Here is a 13712-nt window from a genome sequence, read left to right on the forward strand (position 1 = left end):
CTTAATCAATCTTGAATGGTATTGTTTGTGAGTAAAAGTTGCTGAATTGTCGCTGCCAGTTGTTTGAGTTGAACGGGTTTAGCCAGATAGTCAGTTGCTCCAGAGGCCAGACATTTTTCCCGATCGCCTGTCATGGCTAATGCTGTCAGGGCAATAATGGGTATTGAGGCTAGTTGGTGATTTTGACGAATTTTCTCAATGGCTTGCAGTCCGTTGACTCCTGGCATCTGGATATCCATTAAAATCAAGTCGGGACGATGGGTTTGGGTAAGATTAATTGCCTCCTCTCCATTGTTCGCTACCAAGATACGATAGCCTTTAGCCTCCAGGTAGCTAGAGATGGTGCTGACATTGGCTTCGTTATCTTCTGCTAAGAGGATGAGGGGTGGATGGACACTACTGGGGGCGGCGACTACTTCCGGTGGGGCGATCGCTACTGAGTGGGAAGATAAGGGTAAGCTGAGAGTTGGCCTATCTGCAACTTGACAAGTGTAAGGTAAGCGCACAGTAAAGCAGCTACCCTGATTAAGTTCACTACGAAGGCTGACATCTCCCCCATGTAGTTCAATGATGCGTTTTACCAGTGCTAACCCCAGCCCTGTACCTTCGTATTTACGGTTGAGGCTGCTGTCAACCTGGACAAAGGGTTGAAATAGTTTGGCTTGATCGGCGGGAGCAATACCGATGCCTGTATCTATGACGGAAATACAGAGGTAGTAACCGCAGCCAGGAGGACAGTTATCTGGTGTGGGGACGAGATTCAATAGCCCATGTGAACGAATGATCGGCACGCGCTCTGCTAGGTTAAGTTCCATTGGTTCATAGTGTGCCTCTAGCGTGACCCTACCACCGATAGGGGTAAACTTAATGGCATTGGTCAAGAGATTGATTAATACTTGCCGGATGCGGCGCTCATCCACAGCGATTTCTCCCAGGTGTGGCGGTAAGGACATATGCAGTTGAATCTGTTTTTTCAGTGCCTGTTGCCTGACAAAAGTCAAGCTAGATTTGCACAATTGAGAAATAGCAACGGTAGAAATATCCAGTTCCAGTTTACCTGCTTCAATTTTGGAGATTTCTAGAATGTCGTTAATCAAGCCCAGGAGATGCTCACCACTACGTTCAATGGTGGCGATCGCTTGTTGTTGTCGGTCGTTCAGTTCACCCAATACCTCCTCCAGTAAGCTCTCAGACATTCCCAGAATCGCATTGAGGGGAGTACGTAGTTCATGGCTCATATTAGCGAGGAACTCATCTTTCAGGCGGGTAGCGCGGAGCAGTTCAGCATTAGTTCGCTCTAGGCGCTGTTCATATTCTTTGTGAACCCGCATATCTCGCATGATGGTTGAGAAAAATTCTACTTTTCCTTGGGGTGATTTATGCGCCAGCAGCAATTGGGAGACGGGAATTTCTTCTCCTTGAGCGTCTAGCAAGACGTTTTCTCCCAGCCAGCTGCCATTGGCGATCGCACTTGGTACAGCCTGCTGCTCCAGCAATTCTACAGCCCATTGCGGATGATAATCAATGGGTTTTTTCTGGTTGGATGCTACATTACCATCTTGCCCCCGCATCCGTTTAAGTGATGAATTACTCCAGATGACATTACCCTCTAAGTCTGCAATCAGGATGTAGTCGGTCGAGGCTTCTAGGATGGCAATCAAGCGATTTTGTTCTTGTTCCAGGCGTTTGCGATCGGTGATATCTGTTAAGGTACCAATATAGCCAATCACTTTACCAGCCGCATCAATTTCCTGCGCCACCTGCACATAGTACCAATTAATGCTGCCGTCTGGGCGTAGATGCCTACCTTCAGTATGGTTGAGAGTGATGTCTCCTGGAGATGCTTGAATCAATTCTCCAGACCATTGGGCGAGCAGCTCATCACGCTCATCTGGATGTAGAGATGCGATCCATCCCTTGCCCAAAGCAGATTCTTTCGGTCTGCCTGTCATTTCGCTCCAGCGATCATTGACATAGACACAGTTTAAAGGTTGATCAAAGCGGAAAATGGCGACTGGAGCGGCGGCGGCTAAGGTGGCATAACGGCGTTCACTTTCTCGCAGGGCAGCCTCAGCCAACTTGCGCTGGGTGATGTCGGTTTCAGAACCGCTCATGCGAATTACCTGCCCAGATTCATCGCGCAATGCCTGGGCGCGATCCAACACCCACATATAACTACCATCTTTACGTTGAGTGCGATACTCAACTTCAAAAAACTCCGTTCTACCACCAAAGTGGTCGTCAACGGCAGCCATAACGCGATCATAGTCATCAGGGTATATGCGGCTTAAGCACTCATCCGGTGAATCACCAATTTCATCGTCGGTGAAGCCGCGCATTTGCTTCCAGCGACTAGAAAAGAAAATTTTGTGGTTTTTGAGATCCCAGTCCCAAATGGCATCATTTGCTCCCTTCAAGGCTAACTGCCAGCGTTCTTCACTGGCTTGCAGGGCAGCAGTGCGTTCCTGAACCCGGCGTTCTAAGTCCTGGTTTAATTGCTCCAGAGCTTCTTCAGCCTGCTTAATCGCGGTGAGGTCGTGGGTGCTGACAACAACCCCGGTAATCTTACCATCTTGTTCAATGTAGGGAGAATAGGTAACTCTGACAAACCGCCGAGCGCCATTTTGATATTCCAACCAAGCTTCATGTTGCTGAATTTCCCCAGTTAAACACCGTTCCAAGCATGGCTGTACTAAAGTCTCGAAGACGGTTTTACCCAAGAGTTCCTCAACGGAGTGACCAACAATCTCCTCTTGTGATTTTTCATATCTATCCAGGTAGACATCATTAACTAGCCGATAAACATAGTTGCAATCCAGCAGGGCAATGCCATCGGTAGTAGCAGATACCACCCGCTCATACTGACGGAGCATGGACTCAGTGACTTTGCGATCGCTGATATCCGTGAGCATTGCTAATGAGCCGATATAGTTACCGGCATCGTCATACAAAGGATTTGTGGAAATCAACGTCCATACATCCCGTCCCGTTTTAGTTTTGAAGCGGAAGTCATGCTGTTCCTGAATCCCCTGACGGCGACGTTCCAAATAAATATGGGCTTGTACTTGCGCTTCTGTATCCATGAAGTCAAACAGCGTTTTGCCTAGCATCTCGTCTATGGTGTAGCCCAGCATTTCGGACATACGTGGGTTAACGTAGCTAGTGCAGGTTTGGGTATCAATGATCCAAACCCCTTCCAGAGTCGTCTCAATAATCTTACGAAAGCGTTCCTCACTGGCTCTCAGAGCTGCTTCGGTGCGTTGGCGTTCTGCTAGTTCGGTTTGCACCTGTTGGTAAGCAGTAGCTTGCTGAATAGCGATCGCTAGTTGTACAGCAATTTCATCCAGCAAAGTCAGATCCGCCTCTTGCCAACAACGATACTCGGCACACTGATGACCAATCAACAAACCCCACAGTTGACCAGAGACTAAAATAGATACTACTAATTTAGCTTTTACCTGATATTCCTCTAACAGGCTTAGGTAACACTCAGGATAGCCATAGGTATAGATATTATCGATGGCGATCATTTTCCCGTCCCGATACAGCACAGCCGCTTGGTAACGAAAACAGGGATCGTCAATCATATCGTGTAACGATGCTCTGCATCCCTCACCCACGGACTCTGCAACTACGATACCACTCCAATCCGACTGGAACTGATAGACCAACAGGCGATCGCACTGTAAAAACCCTCTCACTGCGGTCACAGCAGCATCTAAGACTTCTGACAGATTCAGGGAAGCGCGAATCTGGGTGGCAATTTGAGTCAGTAATTTTTCCCGTGCTACCTGCTTGTGTATCCGGCTGGTGCGTTCCTGCACCAATCGCTCTACCAATCCGTAGATTGCCATCGGGTTGAGTACACTCAATAACGATGTTTGGGTGACAATGCCCAGCAAATTACCCTCATTGTTGGTAATTACCACCTGATTGATTTGCCGCTCTTGCATTAACTGTTGAACCACCCACAAAGAGATGTCTGCATTCACAGACACCACGGGCATACTCATGATTGTCTCCGCTATGACGGTGACGAAATCTAGTTCCAAAGATAACAACTGCACAATATGCCGTTCAGTAACAATACCAACAGGGATAAGGTGGGTAGCAGTATGATTCACAATGACCACCGAACTGACACGATGGGTGGAAATTAACTGAGTGAGTTCGGCTAGCGTCGCAGTTGGTGGAGCATGAACCACAACCTGAGTCATGACATCGGCAGTGGTGATTAAATGTAACAGATCGAACGTGGTCAACAGTTGCCGGAGGCTGTCATGGGTGAGCAATCCTACCACTCTGTCCTGTTCATCCACCAAGGGTAAATGACGGATGGGATGGTGCTGAAATAGACTTAGGGGAACAAAGATATCGGTGAAGTTTGCTGCCTTGAGGGTAATTACCGGGGAAGACATGATATCTGCGATCGCCACCTCTGCCAAATTTAACCCGGCAGCACTCAGACGCACCAGATCCCGCTCTGTGACAATCCCTACTGGGCGATCATTTTCTATTACCAATACACAACTACGTCGCGTTTGGGATAGCTGTAGGTGAGATGCAGGATCTATCTCACAGATAAAATTGCAAGTGCTACTGCCAGCACTCATCAGAGCAATGGCATCCACCACACAAGCATCTGGAGCGATCGTCAGAGGGTGAGGGACGATCGCCTTTGCCAGATCAGCTAATGTCAACACGGTTGCAGGGCTAAACATGAGCAAAGTCTTGCTGCTTCAGCTAGGTATTTCTCTTTCTTGCGTTTTGCGTCAGTATATTGCGGTCAGCCTCAGAAATACCTATGCTACTTAATATTTATATATGACTTTTTTTGTTAAGTTAAAAGACTAGGATTATCACGTAACGTTATTTGAGCAAAGCCAAAACATCTCTTAGCCAACCGGAACGCGCTCGACTAGAGACTATGTTTTGGCAAGAAGCTGTCAAACTTAGTCGATATAAAGATTCTGTCGTTAGGACACTAAGTTCTGTCGTTAGGACACAAGTTACTGTCGTTAGGACACAAGTTACTGTCGTTAGGACACAAGTTACTGTCGTTAGGATACAAGTTACTGTCGTTAGGATACAAGTTACTGTCGTTAGGACACTAAGTGTAAAATCTCAGACTTCTGGTTCAACGCCGAGAGCGCAATTGAGCAATCAGGCGTTCATTTCTTTGACACTCCTGTTCGGCTCGTTGACGTTCCTATTCTGCTCTCTCTTCACCAGTAAACAACAAATTACCTTGCAAATCCCACCAACGCAGCCACGGTAATTCCATATTCTGATATTCACCCTGCCAAATACCCAACTCAACACCTAATGGATGTATGGGATAATGACCGCGCTCATTTGCTGGTAATAATTGATATTGTCCATCAATTAAGTGATAAACTTCCACACTGGCTTTATTGACTTCATAAATTCCGTAAAAAGCTGGATGAATTACCTGCTCATATATCCAAAATTTACCCTTCCAAGGAGTTTTGTCTCGTTCCTCCGTACCATCGCCAGAAACAAATTCTAAAGCAATTAATGGGGAAATAAACTCGCGCCACAGCACATAAGACCGACGTGTTTGTCCATCCAGCAAGGGCGGTACATTTCCTACATAAAACCAATCCGGTGCTTCCGCGCCTTTTTCTGGGGGATCAGTCATCCGCCAGTAAATACCGCTATCTTGACCTATGCAGTATTGTCCATCAGGATGGCGTTTTTGTAATACGGGTTTAATCGAGTCAGTGAGTAGAATGCTTTGGGGATGTTCCTGAAAGTTCTTCACGAAAGTACCATCGGACTCTGGTAGCTGCGTATGGTCGGGAAATGGGGTGAGGTCAGCGTCTAGATTGGTTGCAGAGGTCATAAGATCACCTTTGCAGAGGGTAAGGGTTGTTTTTTAGTTTAGCAGTGAGAAGGGGAGGAGAGCGATGTATACGACCAGCTATAACTGTATATTGTTTTACAGTGACTACTTACTATAATACTTGTTTAACTATTGTATTTTTGTTCCAATATATCCAATGATGATTTTACCAGGGCCTAACTCTGTAGAGAAATGAAGTCGCCAAGCCCCTGCGCCAGTCATTCTAAGATGCAAACTAAAAATGCGATCTTTACCATCAGGGCATTTAAAAGTTAGTTTCTGCACTAACTTGTGCAGCCTAGATTCGCTTTCTGGAGTTGCTTTACTGGCAATACCTTCTACATTAAAACCCCCTTCAGTCCAAGTTTTACAGTAGTTTTCTAATTCAAGCAACTTGTTTACAACCTGTGTAAGAATTGGAGTTCCATAATAAAGATTTTGGATTTGCTTACTGACATTTTCGCAAAACTCCAAACTAGGAAATAACTCATCTCTCCGATTCCAAAGATCCTCACCATCTATAACACCCAGGCGAATGCGGTTTTTGAACCATTCGGTGTGTTCTTCAACATGATTGCTACGACTAGTATGAACTATATTGACAATCTCATCGATTACTACTCCATCTTCATCAATTGTTTGAGCTTCAATTGATAAAAAACTTCTATCCCAGCATTCTGCTGACATCAAACTTACGGACATAGTGTCTAGGATATAAGCAACACCAAGACCAATTGCTGTTTCTCCCTGATACCAAAATTCCGATAAACCACAATTATTCTCGATATCTTTAATATCTACATTTGCAATATTTGTTGAGAAAGGATTTCCTGTTGCTAGTGTTCTAATAAAACCTCGTTCAACTTGATCTACTTCCTGATCATTAAGCCAACGACGTAACGGATAATCAGGTGCAAGTATAGTTGTATGAAAATTATCTTTGGTGCGAAGATATACTTTTACACCCTGAGCTTTTATTGCTTTTATAGTTTGAATAAAGTTTGACATCCAATAACGCGCTGTTTGCTGATCAGAAGCGGGATTTTTGAGAGACAGTTCATTTAATAATAAGTCAATCTCCACTTTTATTCTCCCGCCGGTTCTAACAAAGCATCCAAGCTCTTTTCCCATTCATCAAAAAATCCATCAGGCCATCGGTCAATTCTACCGTTCCGATCAATACATGGTGATACTACTTGTGTAACAGTTTGCTTTCTGCCCTCTTGTCGCCGAAAATAATGTAACTGAACATCATCAGGTTTAAGTTTTCCTCCATGAACAGCAAGACGAATACCATTTAAAATATGATCACTATGAGTTTCTAATACTAATTGAACTCCACAACTAGCTGCAAGAGACAATAATTCACCCATTCTAACTTGTCCTTTAGGATGCAGATGTGCTTCTGGATTCTCAATAAGAATTATAGTACCAGGAGAAGATGCTAAAACTGCTACAATAATCGGTAATGTATAACTAATTCCAAATCCGACGTTCGTAGTACGATACGGGTTACTATCTCCATAAAAATACTGCAAACTCATCAAACCTATATCTGAGTTTGAGTTGATTCTAATTCTCGTACCAGGACTAACTTCTCTCATCCATCCTTCAACCTGGCTACTCAGAGTATTTGATTTTGCCATTGGATGTCTTAGTTTACTTTGAAGAACATCTTTATCTTGATTAATTGCTAAAAAATGTGCGGTGTATTCACCTCTAGAACCTAGTTGTCCTAGTCGTCGGGCTTGATAATCTGACATATCGTAAGATGTTCTTGGGCCAAGACGTTCTGCTTGTAAATAGTGAAATCGCTTATTAAAAATGCTTTTTGATTTATAAACACCTGCATCAACTGATGATTGGTTATCTAGATTATTTAAGATGTCTGCTTCTGTTTTAATTGGGTCATAACTAAAATACCAAGTCCCTTTTTTCTCATCATTCCAAACAATTTCAAAACCAAGATAGTCCTCTTTAGCTCTTTCGCAGAAAGCATCTTTGGCAGTACCAATCTTTACTAATTCACCATTTAATGCTAAACCGATATTTGGTAATAATTCTTGTTGATAAGATTGACGCAACAACAATAACGATTGCAGTACAGAAGATTTTCCTGTGCTATTTAGACCAGAAAGGAACGTAAGTGGTTTAAATCCAAGTAGCTGGCTTTCAAAAGCTTTATAATTTATCAATTTCAGAGAGCTAATCATGATAATACTTTTTTGATAATTTTCTCAACTGTTGCAAACCTATACTCTATTTTATTTTTTACTTGAGATATTGATACTAGAAAATCTGCATCATTATCAACATGATTAACAAAAATATTTATAAGTTTTTGTCTTCTATGTTTTAATATTTCAATTTCTTCTATGCTTAGACGGCTAAGATTTACAGACCAAACCTCAAACAAAGATTTATTGAGTGGGAATTTTCTTTTATTTTTATAAGATATTTTACGAAAAGCATTATTATCGAAAATTTCAAAGGCTGCAACCATAGCCTTTTTGAAATTTTCTTCTATTTTTATCACATCTTCATGATTAAGATTGTTAATTTTTGATAATGCCTTGCTAAAGAATGACTCTCTAGTTTCATCTTGATATTCTTTATAAGAAATTAAATAAAAAGCAAGAAAGCCTAGCACAAACTCCCTATCATCCATCCTCTTTTTCTTTGAATCACTGAGATTAACAACAAGTTGAAACTCTGAAAAAGAAGCTAATTTCGCAACCAATTTGATAGCTTGACCTGGATTCAAAGCATGACGTAATTCTTGATTAGAGAGAGGTACTCCACCCGTATTAATCCGTTTAAATATATTATATTTTACTTCCAATGGTGTACCTTTCTCAATTAAAAATACTGTAACTTGAGTTTCTAGAATACGACGTTGATATCTCCTTTCTAATTCATCATAAGTTTTATTATTAAGCTCCTTCAAGTATTCTAAACCAACTAATTTAAGTCTTGTTTTGTCACTTTTATCAATTACAAATTGTTTGAGAGCAGACAATCTCTGTAATCCATCCACAACTACCCATTCATCTTCATTAGTAGCATCTATATAAAAAGCAGGCAATGGAATTCTAATTAAAATAGATTCTATCAATTTACTTTTTGCTTCTGGAGTCCATATATTTGCTTGTCTTTGGAAGTCGGGTGCTAAATCAAGTGCTGCTTCATCAATTCTTCTCAATAATTGCTCAATAGTTGGCTCTCTAGTAACAATGTTAATTTTTTCAGGATCATACTGAAAGGTAAATTTTTCCTCTAGTTCTTCATCATTATCTTCATCATCATCTAAAGTTTCTTCATTTGCTAATTCTAATCTGTAGTTATTTAAATCGGTCACAGTAATTACTCCTTAGTGTTAAGACTGTTACACTAAATGACTAGTTATGCCTGGGGTGACTATATTATTAAATAGAGCTTGTTGAGGAAGCTATTTCAATCCTACTATTTTCTCAATTTATAGAGACGCAAAATTTTGCGCCTCTATCTAGATAGTCTATTACTAACCTACTTCGCTAACACCTGATTAACTGGTGTAACTCCAGCTAAATCTAAGATTTTGGGAATCAAATCTTCCCGCTTCACCGCCATCATGTGGACACCATGACATAATTGCCTTGCAATCTGCACTTGCTCGCCAGCAATTTTTACACCTTCTTCTAAGGGGTGTTTGGCTTTTGCTAACCTATCAATAATGTGTTCAGGTATATTTACACCCGGAACGCATTTATTAATAAATTGAGCATTTTTCGCTGATTTCAACAGAAAAATTCCCGCTAAAATCGGTTTATTATGGACGGATGCTATCTTATCCATGAATTTTTCTAGTCTTTCAAAATCAGTAATTAGCTGACTTTGGAAAAATTGCGCGCCCGCTTCAATTTTACGTTCAAAGCGACTTTGCAAACCTGACCAACTGTCAGATTGAGGATCTACAGCTGCACCTGCAAATAAATCTGTTGCACCATCAGTTAAAGGTTTATCATGGCTATCGACACCTTGATTCATGTTCCGAATCAGTTGTAGTAGTCGCACAGCTTCCAAATCAAATACAGCTTTGGCTTCAGGATGATCACCTGCTTTTACTGGGTCGCCAGTTAAAGCTAAGATGTTACGAATTCCTAAAGCGTGCGCGCCCATGAGGTCGGCTTGTATACCAATACGGTTGCGATCGCGGCAAGCCATCTGACAAATTGGTTCAATCCCATGTTGCAACAAAATCGCTGATGCTACCAACGAAGACATCCGTAACACAGCACGGCTACCATCGGTAATATTGACAGCATGAACCCTCCCCTTAAGGGTCGCCGCCATTTCAATCATGTGTGTGGGATTTCCCCCTTTTGGTGGTGCTACCTCGGCGGTAACTAAAAATTCACCTGCTTGCGCGGATTTACGGAAATTATTCAATGTACTGTAATTGCAGCTATGGCTATGTTCCATAACGTTGATAATTGGGTTCTCTTTAAGGGTATTATGAATCACTCCTTAAAGAGAAGTCTGGGGACTGGGAGGCAGGGGGCAGGGAGCAGGGAGCAGGGGGAGAAAATCCCATACCCAATGCCCAATGCCCAATGCCCAATGCCCAATGCCCAATGCCCAATGCCCAAATTTACAAAGGCATTGAATAACCCAATGCAGCTTTCACATCTTTTAGGGTTTGGTTGGCGATCGCTTCCGCTTTTTCTCTCCCATCACGTAACACAGACTCTAAATAGCCTTTGTCATCCATGATTTGCTGATATTTCTCTTGGATTGGTTTGAGGGCATTAATTGCTGTTTCCGTGAGCAATGGTTTAAATTGTCCCCAGCCCATGTCTTGACACTCAGCCGCTACTTCTTCCTTCGCCTTGCCCGACAATAACATATATAAAGTTAGCAAGTTGTTGCACTCTGGCCTTTCTGGGTCATCAAAGGTTAAACCCCGTACTGGGTCAGTTTTACACCGCTTAATTTTATTCGCAATTTGGTCTGGTGTATCTAAAAGATTAATCCGGCTTAATTCTGAAGGATCAGACTTAGACATTTTGCGTGTCCCATCCGTCAAACTCATTACCCTCGCGCCTTCCTTGCGAATTAAAGGATCTGGCAGTTTCAGCACAGGATTATCCTTGGCGAATTGGTGATTAAATCTGTTGACAATATCCCGTGTCAGTTCTAAATGTTGTTTTTGGTCTTCACCTACCGGTACTTTATCAGCTTGGTACAACAAAATATCAGCCGCCATCAACACGGGGTAGATTAATAAACCTGCACCTACATTTTCCCCTTGCTTGAGGGCTTTCTCTTTAAACTGAATCATGTCTTGCAGCCAATTCAGGGGTGTGATGCAGTTGAGCAACCAAGCAAGTTCACTGTGGGCTGAGACGTGGGATTGAATAAAGATATTCGAGTATTTTAAGTCAATACCACAAGCTAAATAAAGTGCAGCAATTGTGTAACTATCTGCTGCCAATGTCGCTGGATTATGCGGTACTGTAATCGCGTGTAAATCTACGACACAAAAGAAATTATCATACTGTTCTTGAATCTCCACCCAGTTGCGAATTGCACCTAAGTAGTTACCCAAGTGTAAGTTACCAGTCGGTTGAACTCCCGAAAGAACACGCTGCTTACCCATAAATTACCAGTTTATTGATCTCAAATGCCCACTGTGTAAAGTGGCAATGGCAAAACACCTTTCATTTTGACATTTTCCAGGGTAACTGTCTTGAGAGTGCTGAGTGGGGAGTGCTGAGTGCTGAGTGCTGAGTGCTGAGTGCTGAGTGGGGAGTGTGGGAGGTGTGGGGAGTGTGGGGAGTAGGGAGTGCTGAGTCAAGAGTTTTTCTCCTCTGCTTCCCCTGCCCCCTGCCCCCTGCCCCCTGCTCCCTGCCCCCTGCCCCCTGCCCCCTGCTCCCTGCCCCCTGCCCCCAATCCCCACTACAATTTTAAGAAACGTAACAAAAGAATCCCTAATGGGATTGATAATATTACTATATAGTTATATAATGGAAAAACATTCAAGGGATGTCATTCAGTTAGTCGAATGACGAGGTTTTATTTATGGGGAAATTATTTAACGAGCTGAAGAAAGATATTTTATATCAGCATGGAATGAATGCCTGTTTAAATTGTGGTGTATGTACTGCGGTATGTCCGGCGGCTGAGTTTAGCGATTACTCTCCTAGGGAAGTAATGAACACGGTGCAGTCGGAAGATGACGAAATGATTGAGGAATTACTCAAGTCAGACAAAATCTGGTATTGCGGACAGTGTTTTTCTTGTAAAACCCGGTGTCCTAGAGGTAACAGCGCAGCTTCGGTAATTCTCGCTTTACGTCGCCTTTCAATTAGACATGGTTACTTTGCTGAGTCAGAAAAAGGCAGACAGCAATTAATCGCCAAGCGGGTGTTTGGGGAAAATATGCTCAAACGGGGTTACACCTTGCTGGCGGAAAATATTTCGCCTTCCCACTTCCCTGAACTCGGTGACAACTGGGAATACTATTACAACCATATGCAAGAAATGCGGCAATGGTGGGATGTCCCCATGAATCTGGAAAATAGCGCAGGTTCGCATCGGGTGATTCCAGAAAAAGATATGGAAGAAGTACGGGCAATTTATCAAACCACTGGTGCAGTTTCTTTGATGGATGCTGTGGAACAAGGCATGGAGAAGAAACTAGGTAGCAAGAAAGAAGTAGAGGAATATTGGCAAACCTGGCTAGAAACCGGCGATAGCAGAAATTACGAATTGAAATAACTACATAGGGTGAAAAATAATGAAACTGGCAGGAAAAAATCAGGCTTGGGAAAGACACCAGAAAAATGTCCCCACTGTAGATGATGAAGGTGGGAAGTTGTGGGGATGCTTTCGCAGTTGTTTTCTTCAAAGTGCTGCCCCTTACACAGAAGGCATTGCATATAAAATTTTGAAAAATGATTTAGGTATGGAACTGCGGGAAGCAGCCGGACATACTTCCTGTGGTGCTATTGGCTATCACGGGGATGTGTCGAACCTGGAAACGCAAATGGTGATGGCGGCGAGGAATTTTTCTGTGGCGCATCATGAACTGGGTGTAGATAATCTTTTCTCATTTTGTGTGACCTCTTTCGCTAACTATACAGAAGTGATTAAACTTTGGGAGGAAGAACCAGAGTTAAAAGAATATACAGAAAAGACTTTGAAGGAAACTACCGGAAGAGAATTTTGGATTCCTCACGTTTCTGGGGGTAGACCTTCTGTGGTTCATGCTTCGGATGTGTTCTTTGCAAATCGCCATAAGTTAGCCGCAAAAGCTAAGTACAGTCTCAAGGGTATTAAAGCTACAGACCATGTTGGATGTCACTATGGGAAGATTTTCCCAGGTGAGGCGATGGGTGGGGCTGAGTTCCCACAGGTGCTAGTTGGGTTGTTAGAAGCTTTTGGTGCAGAGATTGTTGATTATCCTGAACGCAGACATTGCTGCGGGATGGGCTTTCGTCAGTGTGCTTTTCCAGAAAATAGAGATTACACCGCTAGCAGTGTTTATAAGAAAATGGTGAGTTTGAAGGAGGCGCATCCAGACTGTAATTTAATTCTCACTAATTGTCCGGGGTGTACGGTGTTTCTTGATGCGGAACAAGGAACGATTAAAGAGGTGTTGGAAGAGGAGTTTAATGTCAGTATTCTTGACTATGCTCAGTTGACTGGGTTGTTGTTGGGTTATGACCCGTTTAAGGATTGTGGGTTGAATGCTAAGGCTGTGCCGATTGAGCCTTTGTTGGATAAGATTGGTATTCCTTATGACAGGAGTAAGACGGCGGAGGAGCGTCGGAGGCCGTTTTAGGTTGGGGATTTTTTCACGCAG

General features: G+C 42.9%; 8 protein-coding genes and 1 pseudogene. 2 read left to right on the forward strand and 7 right to left on the reverse strand.

What is annotated here, in order from left to right:
- Window positions 1–5: 5 nt before the first annotated feature.
- From NOS7524_RS24555 to trpS, 7 genes and pseudogenes are all read right to left on the reverse strand, one after another.
- On the reverse strand, window positions 6–4721 hold the full coding sequence (locus NOS7524_RS24555; RefSeq protein ID WP_015141178.1) for a PAS domain S-box protein: 4716 nt from the start codon (window positions 4719–4721) through the stop codon (window positions 6–8).
- Window positions 4722–5124: 403 nt separating this feature from the next.
- A pseudogene (locus NOS7524_RS24560) lies at window positions 5125–5866 on the reverse strand (Uma2 family endonuclease).
- 129 nt (window positions 5867–5995) lie between these two features.
- Window positions 5996–6949 carry a hypothetical protein gene (locus NOS7524_RS24565; protein WP_015141180.1) on the reverse strand — a complete coding sequence of 318 codons (954 nt, stop codon included), beginning with the start codon at window positions 6947–6949 and terminating at the stop codon, window positions 5996–5998.
- Between the two features lie 2 nt (window positions 6950–6951).
- Entirely contained in the window at window positions 6952–8079 is a 1128-nt protein-coding gene (locus tag NOS7524_RS24570; RefSeq protein WP_015141181.1) for an AAA family ATPase, read from the reverse strand.
- A complete protein-coding gene (locus NOS7524_RS24575; protein WP_015141182.1) occupies window positions 8076–9224 on the reverse strand; it encodes a DUF262 domain-containing protein in 1149 nt (382 codons plus the stop codon). The genes NOS7524_RS24570 and NOS7524_RS24575 overlap by 4 nt, the downstream gene beginning before the upstream one ends.
- Window positions 9225–9391: 167 nt before the next feature.
- Window positions 9392–10327, reverse strand: coding sequence for a methylenetetrahydrofolate reductase (locus NOS7524_RS24580; protein WP_015141183.1), 936 nt, complete (start codon window positions 10325–10327; stop codon window positions 9392–9394).
- Window positions 10328–10496: 169 nt separating this feature from the next.
- Entirely contained in the window at window positions 10497–11504 is a 1008-nt protein-coding gene (gene trpS / locus NOS7524_RS24585) for a tryptophan--tRNA ligase (RefSeq protein WP_015141184.1), read from the reverse strand.
- 422 nt (window positions 11505–11926) lie between these two features.
- Here trpS and NOS7524_RS24590 point away from each other — a divergent pair, with 422 nt between their 5' ends.
- Both NOS7524_RS24590 and NOS7524_RS24595 read left to right on the forward strand, forming a co-directional pair.
- A complete protein-coding gene (locus tag NOS7524_RS24590; RefSeq protein WP_015141185.1) occupies window positions 11927–12625 on the forward strand; it encodes a 4Fe-4S dicluster domain-containing protein in 699 nt (232 codons plus the stop codon).
- 19 nt (window positions 12626–12644) lie between these two features.
- Window positions 12645–13691, forward strand: coding sequence for a heterodisulfide reductase-related iron-sulfur binding cluster (locus NOS7524_RS24595; RefSeq protein WP_015141186.1), 1047 nt, complete (start codon window positions 12645–12647; stop codon window positions 13689–13691).
- The last annotated feature ends 21 nt before the right edge of the window (window positions 13692–13712 follow it).

Source organism: Nostoc sp. PCC 7524 (assembly GCF_000316645.1).
Taxonomy (GTDB): domain Bacteria; phylum Cyanobacteriota; class Cyanobacteriia; order Cyanobacteriales; family Nostocaceae; genus Trichormus.